Origin of the sequence: Halorubrum sp. Ea1 (assembly GCF_002252965.1) — an archaeon.
In the GTDB taxonomy this organism is placed as follows: Archaea; Halobacteriota; Halobacteria; order Halobacteriales; family Haloferacaceae; genus Halorubrum.
This window is the reverse complement of the sequence record NZ_NHPG01000028.1, coordinates 1-16721: the sequence shown is the minus strand read 5'-3', so window position 1 is coordinate 16721 and position 16721 is coordinate 1. Positions and strand designations below refer to the sequence as shown.

Below are 16721 nucleotides of genomic sequence, written 5' to 3'. Positions count from 1 at the left end.
GTGCGAGGGAGGGCGAACCGCGCCGGCCCCCACCCGAAGGCGTTTTTATGCGGACGCCCTCGAAGCGGCCATGAAGCGAGCGACGGTGGTCGTCGGACTCCTCGTCGTCGTCGCGGTCGGGTTGGCGCTCTCCGGCGCCTTCGCCGGACCGCCCGCGGGGGAACCGTCGGCGACGGTCCCGGAGGAGTCGCTCATCGCGGTCGACGGCGACTACCGGCTGTGGCCGTACACGAGCCGGAGCGCGTCGGTCGAGGGGCGGACGCTCGCGATCAACGTCGTGGTGCACGCCGACGCGGAGACGACGCGCGCGGCGATCGAGGGGGGAACCGAGGCCGACTGGGAGGAGACCGAGGGGATCGAGTCGGAAACGACCGCCGACGCCGAGCGGGTGCGGGCGTTCGTCGAGCGCGACTGGGCCGACGCCCGCAGCTCGACGCGGTACGGCTACGTCGAGGGACCCGCCGGCGGGGTCTGGCTGACGGAGACGTTCGAGCTCCACGACGGGGCGTACCTCGGCGTTCGCGACCACGTTCGGGCGTACGAGTCCCCGGACGGTGAGTACACCGCGATACAGGCCCACGAGGAGTACTACGACTGGTTCCGGCTCCGCCACACGGTCCCCGGGATCGACGACCCGGCGGTCCGGCTGGAAGACGAGTTCATCCACGGGCGGGTCGACGCCGAGGTGCGCCGGGAGCACCGCGGGATCGAGGGCGGGTGGAGCGACGGCTGGCTGTCGGTGATCGAGCTGGCGTCACTCGTGACCGTCGCGGGCGCACTGCTCGGGCGCCGGACCCGGGCGGCGGCCGTCGACCTCGCGCGGCGGGCCCGACGGGAGGCGACGAAACACGCCGACGCCGCGGTGCTCGGGGCCGCTCTCGGCGCCGTCGTCGTCGGCGTGCGGGCCGCCGGCGTCGGGCTGGAACTCGCGTATCCGAGCGTTCCCCCGAAGGCGATCGCCGGCCCGCTGTACCTCGTCCTCGCGGGCGGGGTGCCGGCGCTCGTAGTCGCGCGGTCGCGCGAGTGCGACCCGGCGGCGGTCGCGCTCGCCGTCGCCGCCGGGCTCGGGACCGGGTTCGTGCTCGACTTCGCCGCGCTCGGCGTCGCGGTGCCGCCCGCCCTCGTCGTCCACCGGATCGCGCTGCTTGCGGCGGTCGGGGTGGTCGCCGTCGGGCGCGCGGCGGACGATCGACCCGTCCTCGTCGCGGGCCTCCTCGCGTGGGCGGTCGGACTGGCGCTCCCGCTCGCGGACGTGATCTGAAGCGATCGAGGTCTGAGGCGATCGAGGTCTGAAGCGATCGAGGCCGAAATCGGGGCTGACTCCCCGAATCGGCCGGTCGGTGCGGTACGAGGCCACCACAGAAGAGATATAGGCGGGCGACGAAAGAGTGAGGGACGAATGAACCGCCACGTCAGCCGGCGGGAGGCGCTCGCGGGGATCGGTCTGGGGGCTCTGAGCGCCGGCTGTCTCGGTCGAACCCGCAACATCGCGGGGCGCAACAGGCCCTCCCAGCTCACGCTGCAGATCGACACGGCGCCGGCCGACAGGGACCCGAACGCGATCCGGATCGCCAGGCACCTCGCCGAGAACCTGAACGCCGTGGGGGTCGACGCCCGGATCAACACCCTGAGCCGGACCGACCTCTGGCGGAAGGTACTCATCAACCAGGGCTTCGACGTCTACGTCGGGCAGTTCCTGGAGTCGGAGCCGTTCGACCCGGACGCGATGTACGCGTTCACCCATTCGCGGTTCGTCGCCGAGGCCGGCCGCCAGAACCCGTTCGGATTTACCGACATCAACGGCGTCGACGACCAGCTCGAACGCCAGCGACGGGTCGAAGGGCGGGAGCGACGCGACGCGGTGGCCGAGCTCCAGCGCTCGCTCTGCGAGCTGCAGCCGTTCACCGTCGTCGCGTTTCCGGACCCGCTCAGCGCGGTCCGCGAGGATCGGTTCGAGGGGTGGACGAACCGACAGCCGCTGTCGCCCGGCGCGCTCCTGCGACTGGACCGCGCGGAGACGACGGACGGAACGGCTGACGACGGCGACGCCGGGACCGCCGAGAACGCCACCGCGGAGGAGGAGACCGCGGACGAGGAGACCGCCGACGGCGACGCCGTCCTTCGGCTCGTCACGACCGACGATCAGATCACGGAGAACTGGAACCCGATCGCGGCCGAGTACCGACGCGACGGGACCTTCACGTCGCTGCTGTACGACCAACTCGCGCTCGTCGACCGCGGGGAGGTCATCCCCTGGCTCGCGTCGGGCTGGGAACGGGTCGACGAGGAGACGGTCGTCGTCGACCTCCGAGACGCCCGGTGGCACGACGGCGAGCCGGTGACCGCGGGCGACGTGGCGTTCACCTACGAGTTCCTCCGCGACACCTCGATGGGGTCCCTCGATACGGAGGTTCCGACGCCGCGGTTCCGCGGCCGGAGCTCGGTCGTCCGGTCGGCGACGGTCGTCGGCGACGGGCGGGTCGAGCTCGCGATCGACGACGTGAACGACGCGGTCGCGGTCCGGGCGCTCCAGGTCCCGATCCTGCCGGAACACGTCTGGTCGGAGCGGACCGACGTCGCGACGATCGCCGGCTTCGAGTTCGACGTGGAGACGACCGAGGCGGTGGTGTCGAACAACGGGGACCCGGTCGGGAGCGGACCGATACGGTTCGCCGAGGCGACGGCGGAGGAATCGGTCGTCTTCGATCGGAACCCGGACCACTTCCTCGCCCGCGCGGACTCGACGCGGGACGAGGCCGATCCCGCGGCGGGAGTCCCGGAGCGGTTCCGCGGGAAGCCGGCGTTCGAGCGCCTGCGGATCGAGGTGTCGCCGTCGGACATCGCCGCGGTGGCGGCGGTCGGCGACGGGCTCGCGGACGCGACCGTTTCGAACCTCGGCCCGGACGCGGTGCCTCGGATCGGGCGGGACGCCGACACGCGGCTCGTGACCGGGCGCTCCGGCGGGTTCTACCACGTGGGATACAACGCGCGGCGGGCACCCCTGTCGAACCCGCGCTTCCGGGCCGTGATCGCGTCGCTGATCGACAAGGAGACGCTGATCGACGAGGCGTTCGACGGGTACGCCCGACCGGCGGCGTCGCCGCTCGCGGCCTCCTCCGAGTGGGTGCCGACCGATCTCTCGTGGGACGACAGGGAGACGGATCCCGTGTACCCGTTCGTCGGGGAGTCGGGGTCTATCGACACCGACGAGGCGAAGGAGCTGTTCCGCGACGCGGGGTACCGGTTCGACGAGGGAGGACGCCTGCTGTCCAGGGGGGAATGACCTGGCTCGCGTCGGTCCTCGGCTCGCTCGCGCTGTGGGTGGGCGGCGGGATACTCGTCGCCGCGGCGGTAATAATCGGGCCGAGTCGAATCCGTGGGCTTCGGGACGACGTCGCGTCGCGCCTGTCGGACGCGCGGCGGGAGTTCGCCGCGCTCTGCGCGGTGCTGCTCGCGAGCGCGGTCGGCCGGAGCTCGCTCCAGACGGTCTCGGAGCTGTTCGGGCTGCGACTGACGGGACTGATCTACGCGGTCGAGGGGGACTTCGTCGAGTGGATACAGCAGACGTACGCCACGCCCGAGCTGACGATGTACTTCTCGTCGGTGTACGTGTACGGATACGCGTTCCTGCTCTCGTTCCCCTTCCTCGCGTACATCGCGCTTCCGCGGACGAAGACGCTGCGGCGGCTGCTCGTCGCGTACGCCCTCAACTACGCGATCGGGCTCGCGCTCTACACGGTCGTGTTCGCGCACGGCCCGCGGAATCTGGACGTCGGGACGTCGCTGCTTTTCACGTACAACCCCGAGTTCACGGCGCTGACGAGCGAGGTGAACGAGGCCGCGAACGTCTTTCCCTCGCTTCACACGTCGCTGTCGGTGACCGTCGCGGCGTTCGCCGTCATGACGCGCGATGAGTACCCGCTGTGGACGCCGGTCGCCGTGTGGATCTCGACGTCGGTGGTGATCGCGACGATGTACCTCGGGATACACTGGCTCACCGACGTGATCGGCGGGATCGCGCTCGCGCTCGGCTCCGTCTACCTCTCGTGCCGGATCGTCGGCGAGGAGGAGGAGGCCGACGGCGAGATCAGCGGCGACACCGCCGCCGTCGACGCGTAGCTCAGGCGCCCTCGACGAGCCGTTCGAGCTGTTCCGGCGGCACCGCGCCGCGGGCCGCGTGCCCGTCGAAGGCGAACGTCGGCACGCCGGTGATCCCCCGCTGCCGCGCCGCGTCGAACAGCTCGGTCACGCGCTCGCGGAGGTCGTCGTCGCCGAGCGCGACATCAACGACCTCGGCGTCGAGCCCCTCGACGTCCTCCGCGATGTCGACGAGCACCTCGCGGTCGCCGATGTCGCGTCCCTCCCGCCACAGCGCCGCGAACACCGCGTCGTCGAAGGCGGGCCACGCCTCGGGGGCGGTCTCTTTCACGTGCACGGAGACGAGCTGGGCGGGCAGCGAGTCGACGTCGGTCGCGATCTCCTGAGCCATGTCGACGCCGTACTGCTCCTGGAGCCGCCGGACGTTCTCGCGGGCCTGCGCGTAGTACTCGTCGCCCTTCCCGTCGTCGACCTCGTGGTCGACGGTGCCGTCGGGGTTCCGCTTGCCGGCACGGAGGTCGAACGGGTGCCAGTCGACCGCGAGCGGCTCCTCGCGCGTCTCCCGGTACTCGGCGAGCGACCGCCGCCCGAGGTAGCAGAACGGGCAGACGTAGTCGGAGTAGACGGTGATCGACTCGGTCGGGTCGTCGGCCGGATCGCCGCCGGCCGCGTCGTCGGAGTGAGCGTTCGACATACCCCCGGTTCGACGGCGAACGGCAAAGGGCGTTCGGCGGCGGCGATCGCCACGACTTAATATTACCAAGTGGTACAACCAGTATATGGCACGCGATCGCGACCCCGTCTCCCCGCCGGTCGCGCTGACGATCGCCGGCAGCGACGCCGGCGGCGGGGCGGGGATCCAGGCGGACCTGAAAGCGATGACGGCCCACGGCGTCTTCGGGACCGCGGTCGTGACGGCCACGACGGCGCAGAACACCCGGGGCGTCGAGGACGTCCACGTCGTTCCGGCCGACCACGTGGCGAGCCAGTACGACGCCGTGATCGAGGACTTCGACGTCAGCGCGGTGAAGACGGGGATGCTGGCCACGGCGCCGATCGTCGAGACCGCGGCCGGGCTGCTCGCCCGCTGTTCGGCCCCGGTCGTCGTCGACCCGGTGATGGTCGCGGCGACCGGCGACCGGCTGCTCTCGCCGGCCGCCGAGGAGGCCTACGAGGGGGTTATCGAGCGCGCGACGCTCGTCACCCCGAACGCCGACGAGGCGGCGGTCCTCGTCGACGAGCCGGTCGAGACGCCGGCGGACGCCGAGGCGGCCGGGCGGGAGCTCGTCGCCCGCGGGGCCGGCGCCGCGCTCGTGAAGGGCGGACACCTGAGCGGTGACGGCGATCGGGTCGTCGACACGCTCGTGATCGGCGGCCGAGGGGAGGGTGACGAGGCGGGCGACGGCGACGAGGCGGGCGACGACGACGAGGCGGGGACCGACCCGACCGTCGTCCGCATCGAGAACCCCCGCGTGGCGACCGACGCGACGCACGGCTCCGGCTGCGCGCTGTCGAGCGCGATCGCGGCCCGGCTGGCGCGCGGCGAACCCCTGCGCGGGGCCGTCGCGGACGCGGTCGACGAGATGGGAACGGCGATCCGCCGCGGCTACGACGTGGGCGACGGGCCGGGCGCGGTGAACCCGACGGCGTTCGACGACGGTCGGTGAGTCGAACGCGCCGTCGACGGTCGACCGGAGGCGCTCAGATGAAGTTGAGCGGGAGCATCAGCACGACGCCGAGCGCGATCCCGCCCGCGAGCACGGGCTTCCCGCCGCGGGGGAGCGCCGCGCCGGTCTCGAGCGCCTCCGGGATGAACTCGGTGGCGACGAGGTAGATCATCGCGCCGGCGGCGAAGCCGAAGCCGTACGGGAGGAACTCGCGGGCGTACCGGACGAACGCGAAGGCGAGGACCGCGCCGATCGGTTGCGGGAGGCTGGAGAACACCGACCACCAGACCATCTTCCACTTCGAGACGCCCATCGCCCGCAGCGGGATCGAGATCGCGGTCCCCTCGGGGACGTTGTGGATCGAGATCGCGACCGTCATGAACACGGCGAGCAGCGGCACGGCGAAGCCGAACAGCGAGGCCCCGCCCGCCAGCCCGAGGTCCGCGAACGAGACGCCGACGGCGACCCCCTCGGGGAAGCTGTGGACGGTCAGCACGCCGAGGATCAACACGAGCTTCTTGAAGTCCGCCTCCTCGTACTCTCGCGGGTCGATGTCGGCGTCCAACAGCACGTCGTGCGCGACGACGACCAGGACGACGCCCGCGGCCAGGCCGATCCCGATCTCGACCGGCGTCCCCTCGGCGAGCCCCTCCCGGACGAGCCCGAACAGCGACGCGGAGAGCATGATCCCCGAGGAGAACCCCCACAGCGCCACGTTCCCTCGGTCGCTGATCGAGTCGAAAAAGAAGAACGGCAGCGCGCCGATCCCGGTCGCGAGGGCCGTGATCAGCCCGGCGACGAAGACGAACGCGAACGCGTCGAGCGCGACCATGCGTTTGCGGAGAACTTCGTCAGTCCGGTACATAACCCCGCCGACGAAACCCGGAGTCCGGGAGCGTTCATCCGATACCGCGAACGAGACCGGCGAGCAGCAGGATCAGGAACAGCGCGAGGAACAACAGCAGCACCCCGAGCTTCGTCCCGGGCGGAGGCCGGCGAGCGCACGCCCCACCGCCGCGTTTCGGTTCGGACCCCCGCAGCCCGATCAGCGAACTCACGCTCACACCCCGGTCGGAGCGAACGCTGCGGCGTCAGAACCGGTCGTTTCAGACCCCTTCTCCGCAGGATCCGGAACGTTCCGCTTGAACGTCGGTTCGTCTCCCGTCGGCGCGAGCTCATCGTCCGTCTTCGGCTCGTCGTCCGGCGCGAGCTCATCGTCCGGACCCGATTCGGTCTCGGACGGCACGGTCTCGTTATCCGGACCCGATTCGGTCTCGGGCAGCGCAGTTTCGTTGCCCGAATCCGAAACGTTCCCCGAGTTCGAGGAGGTCTCGTTGCCCGGCGGCACCGAGACGGTCTCGTGAGCCGACGCGTTCGCGTTCACCGAGTTCTCCGTCGAGTTGTCCACGGGCACGGTCGTGGTCGACCCGTTCTCCACCGAGAGCGCCGACGTCCCGAGATCGCCGTCCGGCGACGCTTCGATCGGGGCGAACTCCCCGACCGTTTCGAACGTCGTCGTCACGGTCGCGTTCGACGTGAGCACGGCGAGCGTGAGGCCGCCGCCGAAGGCGACTCCCCACACCAGCACCGCGACGGCGACGAGGCCGACGAGGCCGCGGTTCACGGCCATCAGTCCACCTCCCCGGCGCGGTCCGGCTGTGACGGTGGGGTCGTCGACGGCGACTGACGCGCCCCGGACCCGTCCGTCACTGCCACCGATCCCGACGGATCGACCGGGTCAGTCGTTCCGTCGTCGCCCTCCGCTCCGCGCTCGGCCCCCTCCGCTCCGCGCTCGGCCCCCTCCGCTCCGCTCTCGGCGCTCGCCACGTAGTCGTCATCCGCCCCGTCGTCCGCGGTATCGCCGCTCTCCGCGCGGTCGATCGCCGTGTCGTCGTCCGCCGCCTCAGCGCTCGGTCGGTTCCGGTCGAGGACGCCGCTTGCCGGCACCCACGTCGCGAGCGCGCCGAGCAGCAGCGTCGCCGCCGCGACCGCGACCGCGATGGCCGCGGCGGTGCGGAGCTGGACCGCGACGTAGGCCGCGTACGGCGCGAACACCAGCAACACCGCCGCCGCCCCGCCGACCGCGTCGACGGAGACTCCCGTGGAACCGGTCGCGGCGGTCTCTGCTGGCGTCACGTCGGTTTCGGCGTTTTCGACGCCTGCTGCGTCGGTCCCGGCGGACGCCGCGGTGACGGGCGCCGCGGTGACGGGCGCCGCGGTCGCGTCCGCGCCGACGACTCCGTCGGCAGTCGAGTCAGGCGAGTTCGGCGCGTCAGGTGAGTTCGGCGCGTCCGACCCCCCGTCCGCCTCCTCGCGGCCGCGAACGATCGACCAGACCTCGGTGACCGCGAGCAGGCCGAACGGGAGCAGCACCAGCGCGACGAACCCGGCCGGCGTGCCCGCGAACTGGATCACGTACCCGATGTACGGGATCGCCAGCGCGACCACGCCGACGAGGTTCCCGGCGGGGACGAGCCCCGGGTCCGGCCCCTCGTTCGCGTCGCCCATCGTCTCGAAGGCGAGGGTCCCGCCCTCGCCGACGACGTCGATCACGCGGTGCGTCACCGGCACCTCGCTCGTGCCGCGCATGAACGTGATCACGTCGCCGTCGACGACCGTCGTCGGGTCGCGATCGGCGACGATCACCACGTCGCCCGGTGCGATGGCGGGCGTCATGCTCGCCGTGAGCACGACGAAGCTCTCGTCGGCGCCGACGATCTCCGGGGCCGCGTACACCGCGAACGGCGCGACGAGCGCTAGCAACAGGACGATCCCGAGTACGTTCGCCGCGCGTTTCGTCCGTGGTGATGTGAGTAGTTGTGTCATCAGTTCGCCTCCGTGCCGCATATCGGTCTCTCGTCAGTGGTCGTTCCGCCCGCGATCTCGAACTCGTCGTCGGGTCCGAACCGCATCCCGACCGCGAGCAGCTCCGAGCAGCTCACGTGGATCGGGGTCGTCGCTCCGCCCTCGACCCGTATCTCGACCTCCGGACCGAGTCTGTCCGTCTGGCCGCCGCCGTTTCCGTTGCCGTTGTTCCCGCTCCGAGTCACGTCGCTCCCGTCGAGGGTGAACACGTCTCCGTTGGCGACCGTGCCCTCGAAGAGCGTCCCGCCGGTGCCCCCCTTCGTCGAGACGACGGTGACCGACGGCTCGTCGTCGCCGCGGTAGCGGACGTCGAGCGTCGCGAGCGAGGCGTTCTCGTCGTCGCAGACGACGCAGTCGACCGTCTCGTCCTCGTCGGGGTCGTCGCCGTCGCCCGAATCGGAACAGACGAAGACGACGATGTTGCTGATCCCGTGTCGCTTGTCCTTGTCGGGTTTCAGGGGCGCGAACAAGATCTCGTCCGTCTCCGAAGAGGCCGGATCGATCTCGTAGGACTCGGTCTCTTGCCCGCCCTTGATCTCGACCTTACACATGTCCGGTCCGGGGTTCCCGTCGGCGTCTTGGAGGGTGAACTCGACGCCGACCGTCTCGGCGTTGCCCCCCTCGTCTTTCGTCTCGACCGCGGTGATAGCGATCTCGTGACCGTCCGCGCCCGCGGGGAGTTCGATCAGCGAGAGCGTGTCCCCGACCGCGACCGGCGAGTCGCCGGATTCCGCCTTCCCGAACTCGACGCACTCGGGGCAGTCGTCACCCGGCTCCTCACAGACCCGGTCGGCGAAGGGGTTCGACCCCGCCGCGTCCGCCTCGGAGACGTGGCGACACTGCTCGGCGTACAGCCGGAACCGAAGGTCGGTCGCGTCGTTCGCCGCCTCCTCGGGCGCGTCGCCAGGCATCCGCCAGGCCACCTCGACGGTAACGGGGTCCTCGGGGACGAGACAGTCCGCATCGATCCGCTCGCCCGCGACGAGGTCGCGCTCGACGTCGGCGAGGGCGCGGTAGCCGCCGGTCAGCGACGGTCCGTCGACGACAGAAATCTCGACTTCGAGGGCGCGCGCGAGCGCGCTGTCGTCCGGACAGTCGGTCGCGATCCAGACCCGGACGGGGTTCGTTCGCACGTCGATGTCGAACGTCTCGCGCCCGGGATTCCCCCGTCGTATCCCCGACACGTCGACCGCGAAGGTCCCGTCGGAGACCGCGTTGTTCACGACCAGCTTGACGGAGCCGGCGCCGAAGACGTTGTCCGGGAACGTCTCGCGGTCCGAGAGGTACGCGCCGGTCCCGAGGCCGCTCGCCATCCCGACGGCGCCGACGCCGCCGATGCTCGCGAGGAGCCGGCGCCGGCTCAGTCCGACCGTCGGGCCGCGCGAATCGGCAGCGACGCGGCCGTCGGAGTCGTCACGTCGGTCGGCGGTCATGTCGACTCCTCCTCGTCAAACGGGTTCGCGGCGTCCGCACCGCACGGGTCGACACCGAACGTGACGTCGAAGTCGACGCTGCCGCCCTTACCGGCGTTGCCGTCGCCGACCGGGAACGCCCAGTCGATCACCAAGCAGCGCCGATCGCTCGGCGTGAGGCAGTCACCGTCGAAGAGTCCGGGATCGATTAGGACCCCGTCGGCGAGGTCGGCGTCAGTCAGGTCGGCGAAACTCCCCGAGAAGATCAGCGTGCCGAACTCCGCGAAGGGACCGTCCGCGCCTTCGCAGCCGCCGACTCCGAGCAGCCCGTCGTCGTACCGAACGGTTACGCGGAGCCGGTCGGCGAGCGCCTGACTCGCCGGGTCGCTCCCGATATTGGGAGCCAAGCGCATCCACGCGCGGAGCCCCTCCTCGACGTCGTCTTCGACTCGTAGCCCGACGCTCACGGTGCCTTCGTCTCTGGGGAGCACGTCGTCGAGGTCGACGAGGCGGACGCCGGTGACGCCGTCGACGAAGTCGGTCGCGTCCGTCGGCCCGTCGACGACCACCGTCTCCGCCCCGGAGCCGTTGTACGTCGCCTGCCAGCCGACGAGCAGGCGGCGGCCGTCCGTCTGGGCGTACGTGTAGTCCGCGTAGTCGCTCCAGCTCCCCGTCGACCGGCCACGGGCCAGTCCGGTGGTCGCGAAGCCGACGGCTCCGATACCCAGGAGCGTCCGTCGCCGCGTCAGTTGTGTGTCTTTCGTTGTCATTGTGTGTCGTTGCGGCTTCGAACGGCCGTGTCGTCGATAGCCTCTCGTCTCACCGCTCTCTACCACCACCGCGCTCGTATGTATGCGCGACCTACCCAGTCCGGTCCGGTGACCGTACCCGACGGTACGGACGCCGTACCCGGCCCCAGTCGTCCGGTTTGACAGCCCCACCGACTCGCCCCGTCTGCTCGGCTGATCGGGCGACCCGGACGATCAGGCCGTCTGCTCGGGACCAGCGCCGTCGTTGTGCCGGCACTGCTCGGTGTAGAATCCGAGGTCGAAGCCGATGGAATCGGATTGGACCTCGTTGTCAACCGACGGCGGAAGCCACCACGCGAACCCGATGTAGTTCGTCGTGAGCGGCTGGTAGCACTCCCGGGCACTGCTGGCCTCCGGATCGTTGATCTCGTCGAAGGGAGTCGATTCGTCACCGTCGAGCGGAATCCCGTTGCCCGAGCTAAGATTCGTCAGCGTGTCCAGCAACGAGCCACGGAAGATGACTTCCTCGCCGCCGACCGTGGTGATGAAGCCCACGAGGTCATTGAGGATCTGGGTAGAGAGCCCGTCGGTGATATTGATCCAGTCACCGCACTGGACTTGCTCCGATATCGTCTTGAGTTCGTCCGCTCCCGTGGTATTTGGCGAAACCGCGAGCAAGCAAGCGTTCTCGTTGTCGATACGGTTGAGTGCGCTGGTGCGTTCTGCGGCTGACCCGTCGTCGTCCTCATCAGTGATGACGACGAGAATCTTCTTCGTACCCTGTCGCCACGTCAAGTTGTCCAGCGCGAACTCGATTGCTTCCGAAGCGTTCTCCGTCCCGCCCTCGATACTGAAGTTGAAATCCAGCTGACTGGAATCCGTCGTGATGTCTGTCGTTACGATGGTCGGGGTCGAATCTCCGTCATCGTTGTCCTCATACGCAATCAGTCCAAACGCCGTATCGAGGTTCGAGTTGTCGAGTTGGGTTGCGACGTTCCCGATGTTGTTCTCGAGGAACGTCGCCTCGTTTCCCATGCTCCCAGACCGGTCGTGTAGGAACGCGATGTCGACTTTTCCGGAACTGGTCTCCCCGCCGCTGCCGAGGACGTTGTCGCCGTCGTCATACCACAGGACGGTCTGAATCTCGCTCAGCAGCTCCACGTCAGAGCCGAGGATGTCCGAAACCGTGTCGCCGGCAGCGACATCGTACGACTCGTCCGCTGCCCCGGACTCGTCAGCGTCGCTCGCTTCGGGCTCCGTGTGTCCACCTTCCGCAGCGGTGGTTGGCTGGCCTTGGAACCACACGTAGCCGGGATTGTCACAGAGGTGGAAGCTCAGCGTGAGCTCACCGAAGTCTCCCGGTTTGACGTCCTGAAGATTGACGAGTGGGAGCGCGGACCCGTCACTGTACGTGTCCGCGTTGTCCGTCCGCAGCGCACCGGCCGCCGTCGGGTCGAGGTCCGCCGAGAGGTCCGCCCCATCGGTACAGACATCGCCGACCGCGACGTCGTTCGTGGTAGCGTCGAACGGGTCCTGGCTCCCGTCGCCATCCGTGTCAGGGTACGACTCGATCGCGGTGTTGTCCATGTACGCGTCGAGGTCCGCCGTCGCGACCCAGATGAGCGGATTTGCCGGGTCCGGAAGTGGTGTGTACGATGTCGTATCGTCTTCTGCTGGCATCGACCACCTCACGTTCAACCCGTTTGTCGGGTCCGCGAAACCGTAATACTGCGGGAAGGAGTAGTGTTCCTCCCAGTCGACTTTGAGGTCGAGAGCGCCCGCGGTGAGCGTGTTGTTGTTGAACGATTCGGTGTCGTTGAAGTACGCGGTCGTACCCAGTCCCGCACCCGCAGAGGCCACGCCGACCGCACCGAGGCCGGCCAAGAGCTTGCGCCGCGAGAGCCCGGTTGTGTCGTCATTCATCCTGTATCATCCCCGAAGGGAATCCCGACCGCGGTCGTGAACCGTCGCGTCGGCCGCCGGAAGCGCCGAGTCGGGAAGCAGGCGTGTCGCCTCAGTGGCGAGCAGATGGCCCGCTTGGAGTCTGTGTCTCAGCTTCGGTTCGGGGTCAGGCCGAGACCCCCGCGCCGTCGTTGTGGCGCTCCTGCTCGGTGTAGAAGCCGAGGTCAAAGGCGAGCGTGTCGCCCTGAATCACGTTGCCAACTTCGAAGGGCAGCACCCAATCCAGTCCGATACAGTACATCAGGCCGTTGCCTTCGAACGCGTCGCGGTCCGCGTCGGTCGCGGGCTCGGTCAGCTCGTTGTACATCGTGAGGATGTTGCCGTCGAGCGGGATGCCGTTCCCAGAAGACAGCGCCGCGAGCACGTTGTCGAGGCTGTCTTCCATGATGATCTTCTCGGCGACGAACTGACTGGCGAGGACACCGAACACCGTCGGGATCGCCACCGGGTCGTCGACATCGTAGAAGAACTGGGGATCGTTCCCCGGTGATGTCGCTGCACCGGCCATGTCCTGAAGGACGCTGTCGTTGGCACTGCCCACCGAGACGGTGTACAGGTCCGTCTCCGGGCCGGGCGAGGGGCTACGGGCGTCCGTCGCCGCGTCCTGCGGCGAGCTGAACTGCGTGGATCCGGTGCCGTTGAACGACTCGCCGTCCGAGAGCACGATGTTCACCGCTTTGGTCCCCGGCCGGCCGGCAGAGGCAAGCTCGTCCTGTGCGTCGTCGACACCTTCGCCGATGTAGGTGCCAGTTGCGATAGCGCCCGCGTTGCTGTTGGGGTCGGGGTCACCGTCGCCGTCGAACGGGTCGCTGATCAGGGGGTCGTCTCCTGCAGCGTCATTAACGCTCGTGACGACGTTAGCCAGCTTCTGTCGCAGGTCGCTTAGCGAGGCGTCGACAGCCGACAGGTCGCTGGTCATGTCTTGGAGGATGCCCGTACGCGGCTCGGCATCGTCGGTCTTCTCGCCGTCGAAGTAGGCGATCCCGACCTGCACGTCCGCGTTCTGTGCGTCGAGGTACTGGACGAACTCCTTGGCCGCGAGTTCGACGAGGTCGATCTTCGTCGTCTCAGGGAAATTATCGCCGTTGACTTGGATCGGGTCATCGCTGATGACGCCGCCGTACTCGCGGTACAGCATCGAGCCCGAGAAGTCGAGCGTCAGCATGATGTCGGCGGGCTCCGCCTCGTCGCGGACGTTGTCGCAGTCCGCGTCGTACCAGAGCGTCGCGTTGATGAACTGTGCGAGGTCGCCGCCGTCAGGGGTGTCGACCGCCAGTTCCGCGTCCGTGTTGACTCCCTCGCTCTCGGAGACGTTGTCCGCCTGCATCCAGACGTATCCGGGGTTGTCACAGAGGTGCAGCGAGAAGGTGATCTCACCTTCGTCGCCGGGTTTCACGTCGGACAGCTGGACCAGCGTGTTCATCTCGTCACCCGTCACGGGGTCAGTGCCGAAGGTGGCCTCGCTGATCGGCGGGATGTTCTCGCAGTCCAGGGTCGGGAGGTTCTCACCGGTGCTGTCCTCGTCGTCGGGGTCGAGGAAGTCGCTGTACTTGATCTGTCCGCCTTCGCCGTCCGGGATCGACTGCTCCCCGTCTTCGTCGTGGTCGGGGTGCGCGTTGACGAAGGTGTGGCCCTCGCCGTAGTCGTACGTCTGCTGCCAGTCGACGAGCAGGTCGAGCTCGCCGGCCGTGAGGGAGTTCCCCTCGAAGGTCTCCGTGTCGTTGAAGTACGCCGTGGTTCCGAGCCCCGCACCCGCAGAGGCCACGCCGACCGCACCGAGGCCGGCCAGCAGCTTGCGCCGCGAGAGGTCGAAATTGGTTGAATCGTTTGTCATTGTGTCTGTTGTCTGCCGTATGGGTAGTCACGACCTCCCGCGGCGACTACCGCGTCGCCGTGGGGCGGTTCGAGCTTTTCACGCCGATCTCACCGAGATCAGTTCGCGGTGGAGTTGGTGGAGTTGACCGGCGCCGAGTTGTTGAAGGGGTCCTCGTTGTGGCGGACCTGTTCGGTCTCGAAGACGAGATCGAACGACAGGCTGTCGCCCTGGATGACGTTGCCCACTTCGAACGGAACTTCGAGCAGGAGGCAGAACGAGTAGACGCCCTCGTTCGCCTCGTCGTTGATCGGCAGGAGATCCCCGTTGTCGTCCTTGATGAGGTAGCCCGCGTTGAGCTGGGCGTCCGCCTCGCGCGCGTTCGTGTAGTGAGCGTCGGCGTCGACGACGCCACCGACATCAGAGGGGGCGTAGTTGATACCGAGAGAGTTCGAGGCGTTGTTGAATACGGGGTCGAGCGTCGACAGCCCGGTCTTGTCGCCGCTGGTGTCGTCGTAGCTCTGCCACGCAGTCGTGAGGAGGAACTCGCCGAGGTCGGCATCGTTGTCCGTGTCGCCCTCGACGGCCTGCTCGGGCTCGGGGTTCGCGCCGCCCGTCTCGGTGAAGTTCTCCGTGCGCACCTGCACGTAGCCGGGGTTGTCGCCGACTTCGATGTCGAAGCAGACGATCGCCCAGTCGCCGGGCTTCACGTCGTCGACGACGAGGCCCGCGGTGACGCCCTCGCCGTCGGCCGTCTCGGTCATGCCGACCACGCCTGCGCTGCTCCAGTACTCGTCCGCCGCGACGATCTCCGCGGTAACGCTCATGTCGAGCGTCCCGGCCGTGAGACTGTTGTTCTCGAAGGTTTCAGTGTCGCTGAAGTACGCCGTGGTGCCGAGTCCCGCACCCGCGGAGGCGACGCCGACCGCGCCGAGGCCGAGAAGCATCTTACGCCGCGAGAGTCCGATGTCGTTGGTTTCGGGTTTCATGATTGGTTGGTGTCCGACGCACCCCCACTCGGGAGCGGATCGGTTACTCCTCTATCAGCGAGCTATCGACCTAGTTACGAGCAGCCACGTCACTGTGGAATGCGAGATGCGATTCGGTGGAACGGGCCGTGTAACCGGCGGTCCGGAAGTCCTACTCGGGGCAAAAACGGCGGCACGAACACCCTACTTCGGGCGAAACGACGGTACGAACAGCGTGCCGTCACGGCGGCGACGCGAGGCCCGAACCGCGGTCGCAAGGACGCCGTACCGGGCGAGGGGCTATCGGTTTCGCCGAGACGGTTCGTCCCGTCGGCAACCGGGAGTCGGCGGTAGCTGGCCCATACATATCCCCTCGAAGGAAGATGTAACGTCAACGACCGATCTCCGTGCCGCGCGGAGCGTCGGACCCTCACTCATGAAACTCAGAACCGACGTCCTTCCGGCAGAACAGGTGTACGCCATCCTCGCGAACGAGCGCCGTCGGCGCGCCCTCGAACAGCTCGGGAGCGTCGGCGGCGTGGTGACGGTTCACGAGCTGTCGACGCTGGTGGCGGGCCGCGAGACGGGCGAGAGCCCGCCGCCGAAGCGCTGCCGCGAGAGCGTGTACACCTCGCTCGTCCAGACGCACCTGCCGAAGCTGGAGGAGCTGGGTGTGGTCGAGTACGACCGGGAGACGCAGACGATCGAGCTCTCGCGGCACGCGCGGGACGTGTCTCTGTACACGGAGATCGTCGCGAAAGGCGGCGTGACGTGGTCGGAGCTGTACCGCGCGCTCGGCGTCGCGTCGCTGACCGTCGTCCTCGCGGCGCTGCTCGGCGTCCCGCTCGTCTCCGCGGTCGACCCGGTCCTCTGGACGAGCCTCGCGCTCGGCGCGTTCGCCCTCACGGGCGCGTACCAGCTGTGGGTCAACCGCTTCTCCGTGCTCCGGCAGTTCCGGATCGGACGCAACGGCCTGCTGTCGCGGCGCCGGAGCTGAGACGAACGACGAATTCTGCGACCGTACCGATTCTATTTATAAACAAACGAACGCCGCGGTCGGCGCGCGCCGGCGAGCGGCCGCCCTCGGTGGCCGCGAGTCGCACACGCGAGGGAGTCGGTGGTCCGGAGCAACGCGGAGGACCACCGACGAGGCTGGGGAGGTGAGAGGTGCGGTGCTGTGTGGGTGG

General features: G+C 68.8%; 15 protein-coding genes. 5 read left to right on the top strand and 10 right to left on the bottom strand.

What is annotated here, in order from left to right:
• The first annotated feature begins 70 nt into the window (after positions 1 to 70).
• From DJ73_RS04125 to DJ73_RS04115, 3 genes are all read left to right on the top strand, one after another.
• Positions 71 to 1261 (top strand): hypothetical protein, encoded by a 1191-nt coding sequence (locus tag DJ73_RS04125; RefSeq protein ID WP_094525432.1) that lies wholly within the window; start codon positions 71 to 73, stop codon positions 1259 to 1261.
• 138 nt (positions 1262 to 1399) lie between these two features.
• Entirely contained in the window at positions 1400 to 3283 is a 1884-nt protein-coding gene (locus DJ73_RS04120) for an ABC transporter substrate-binding protein (RefSeq protein WP_094557358.1), read from the top strand.
• Positions 3280 to 4119, top strand: a complete 840-nt coding sequence (locus DJ73_RS04115) for a phosphatase PAP2 family protein (RefSeq protein ID WP_094527665.1) — start codon at positions 3280 to 3282, stop codon at positions 4117 to 4119. The genes DJ73_RS04120 and DJ73_RS04115 overlap by 4 nt, the downstream gene beginning before the upstream one ends.
• Before the next feature lies 1 nt (position 4120).
• Here DJ73_RS04115 and DJ73_RS04110 read toward each other — a convergent pair whose 3' ends face one another.
• The gene (locus DJ73_RS04110; RefSeq protein WP_094527666.1) at positions 4121 to 4792 is read right to left on the bottom strand and encodes a DsbA family protein; all 672 of its coding nucleotides are present in this window, start codon (positions 4790 to 4792) and stop codon (positions 4121 to 4123) included.
• A gap of 85 nt (positions 4793 to 4877) precedes the next feature.
• Between DJ73_RS04110 and thiD the strand changes: the two genes are divergently transcribed.
• Positions 4878 to 5765, top strand: a complete 888-nt coding sequence (gene thiD, locus DJ73_RS04105; protein ID WP_094557357.1) for a bifunctional hydroxymethylpyrimidine kinase/phosphomethylpyrimidine kinase — start codon at positions 4878 to 4880, stop codon at positions 5763 to 5765.
• A gap of 34 nt (positions 5766 to 5799) precedes the next feature.
• Here thiD and DJ73_RS04100 read toward each other — a convergent pair whose 3' ends face one another.
• The 9 genes from DJ73_RS04100 to DJ73_RS04065 form a co-directional block, all read right to left on the bottom strand.
• Positions 5800 to 6597 (bottom strand): ZIP family metal transporter, encoded by a 798-nt coding sequence (locus DJ73_RS04100; protein WP_094525427.1) that lies wholly within the window; start codon positions 6595 to 6597, stop codon positions 5800 to 5802.
• Between the two features lie 67 nt (positions 6598 to 6664).
• A complete protein-coding gene (locus DJ73_RS20150) occupies positions 6665 to 6823 on the bottom strand; it encodes a hypothetical protein (protein WP_158217299.1) in 159 nt (52 codons plus the stop codon).
• Positions 6824 to 6825: 2 nt separating this feature from the next.
• A complete protein-coding gene (locus tag DJ73_RS04095) occupies positions 6826 to 7395 on the bottom strand; it encodes a hypothetical protein (protein WP_094557356.1) in 570 nt (189 codons plus the stop codon).
• A complete protein-coding gene (locus DJ73_RS04090) occupies positions 7395 to 8591 on the bottom strand; it encodes a signal peptidase I (RefSeq protein ID WP_094557355.1) in 1197 nt (398 codons plus the stop codon). The genes DJ73_RS04095 and DJ73_RS04090 overlap by 1 nt, the downstream gene beginning before the upstream one ends.
• Entirely contained in the window at positions 8591 to 10063 is a 1473-nt protein-coding gene (locus DJ73_RS04085) for a SipW-dependent-type signal peptide-containing protein (protein WP_141212069.1), read from the bottom strand. Before DJ73_RS04085 ends, DJ73_RS04090 begins: the two co-directional genes overlap by 1 nt.
• Complete coding sequence (locus DJ73_RS04080; protein ID WP_094525424.1) at positions 10060 to 10812, bottom strand: hypothetical protein; 753 nt, start codon at positions 10810 to 10812, stop codon at positions 10060 to 10062. The genes DJ73_RS04085 and DJ73_RS04080 overlap by 4 nt, the downstream gene beginning before the upstream one ends.
• 213 nt (positions 10813 to 11025) lie before the next feature.
• Positions 11026 to 12714 carry a VWA domain-containing protein gene (locus tag DJ73_RS04075; RefSeq protein ID WP_094525423.1) on the bottom strand — a complete coding sequence of 563 codons (1689 nt, stop codon included), beginning with the start codon at positions 12712 to 12714 and terminating at the stop codon, positions 11026 to 11028.
• A 145-nt stretch (positions 12715 to 12859) separates the two neighbouring features.
• Positions 12860 to 14587, bottom strand: coding sequence for a vWA domain-containing protein (locus DJ73_RS04070; RefSeq protein WP_094525422.1), 1728 nt, complete (start codon positions 14585 to 14587; stop codon positions 12860 to 12862).
• Between the two features lie 98 nt (positions 14588 to 14685).
• Positions 14686 to 15555 carry a TasA family protein gene (locus tag DJ73_RS04065; RefSeq protein ID WP_094557354.1) on the bottom strand — a complete coding sequence of 290 codons (870 nt, stop codon included), beginning with the start codon at positions 15553 to 15555 and terminating at the stop codon, positions 14686 to 14688.
• Between the two features lie 415 nt (positions 15556 to 15970).
• Between DJ73_RS04065 and DJ73_RS04060 the strand changes: the two genes are divergently transcribed.
• A complete protein-coding gene (locus DJ73_RS04060) occupies positions 15971 to 16531 on the top strand; it encodes a hypothetical protein (protein ID WP_094557353.1) in 561 nt (186 codons plus the stop codon).
• The last annotated feature ends 190 nt before the right edge of the window (positions 16532 to 16721 follow it).

Bases quoted from the DNA above. Each gene is read 5' to 3' on its own strand.
- DJ73_RS04080 (WP_094525424.1), bottom strand. From the start codon at position 10,812: ATGACAACGAAAGACACACAACTGACGCGGCGACGGACGCTCCTGGGT.
- DJ73_RS04070 (WP_094525422.1), bottom strand. From the start codon at position 14,587: ATGACAAACGATTCAACCAATTTCGACCTCTCGCGGCGCAAGCTGCTG.
- DJ73_RS04115 (WP_094527665.1), top strand. From the start codon at position 3,280: ATGACCTGGCTCGCGTCGGTCCTCGGCTCGCTCGCGCTGTGGGTGGGC.
- DJ73_RS04075 (WP_094525423.1), bottom strand. From the start codon at position 12,714: ATGAATGACGACACAACCGGGCTCTCGCGGCGCAAGCTCTTGGCCGGC.
- DJ73_RS04125 (WP_094525432.1), top strand. From the start codon at position 71: ATGAAGCGAGCGACGGTGGTCGTCGGACTCCTCGTCGTCGTCGCGGTC.
- DJ73_RS04085 (WP_141212069.1), bottom strand. From the start codon at position 10,063: ATGACCGCCGACCGACGTGACGACTCCGACGGCCGCGTCGCTGCCGAT.
- DJ73_RS04120 (WP_094557358.1), top strand. From the start codon at position 1,400: ATGAACCGCCACGTCAGCCGGCGGGAGGCGCTCGCGGGGATCGGTCTG.
- DJ73_RS04110 (WP_094527666.1), bottom strand. From the start codon at position 4,792: ATGTCGAACGCTCACTCCGACGACGCGGCCGGCGGCGATCCGGCCGAC.
- DJ73_RS04090 (WP_094557355.1), bottom strand. From the start codon at position 8,591: ATGACACAACTACTCACATCACCACGGACGAAACGCGCGGCGAACGTA.
- DJ73_RS04060 (WP_094557353.1), top strand. From the start codon at position 15,971: ATGAAACTCAGAACCGACGTCCTTCCGGCAGAACAGGTGTACGCCATC.
- thiD (WP_094557357.1), top strand. From the start codon at position 4,878: ATGGCACGCGATCGCGACCCCGTCTCCCCGCCGGTCGCGCTGACGATC.
- DJ73_RS04095 (WP_094557356.1), bottom strand. From the start codon at position 7,395: ATGGCCGTGAACCGCGGCCTCGTCGGCCTCGTCGCCGTCGCGGTGCTG.
- DJ73_RS04100 (WP_094525427.1), bottom strand. From the start codon at position 6,597: ATGGTCGCGCTCGACGCGTTCGCGTTCGTCTTCGTCGCCGGGCTGATC.
- DJ73_RS04065 (WP_094557354.1), bottom strand. From the start codon at position 15,555: ATGAAACCCGAAACCAACGACATCGGACTCTCGCGGCGTAAGATGCTT.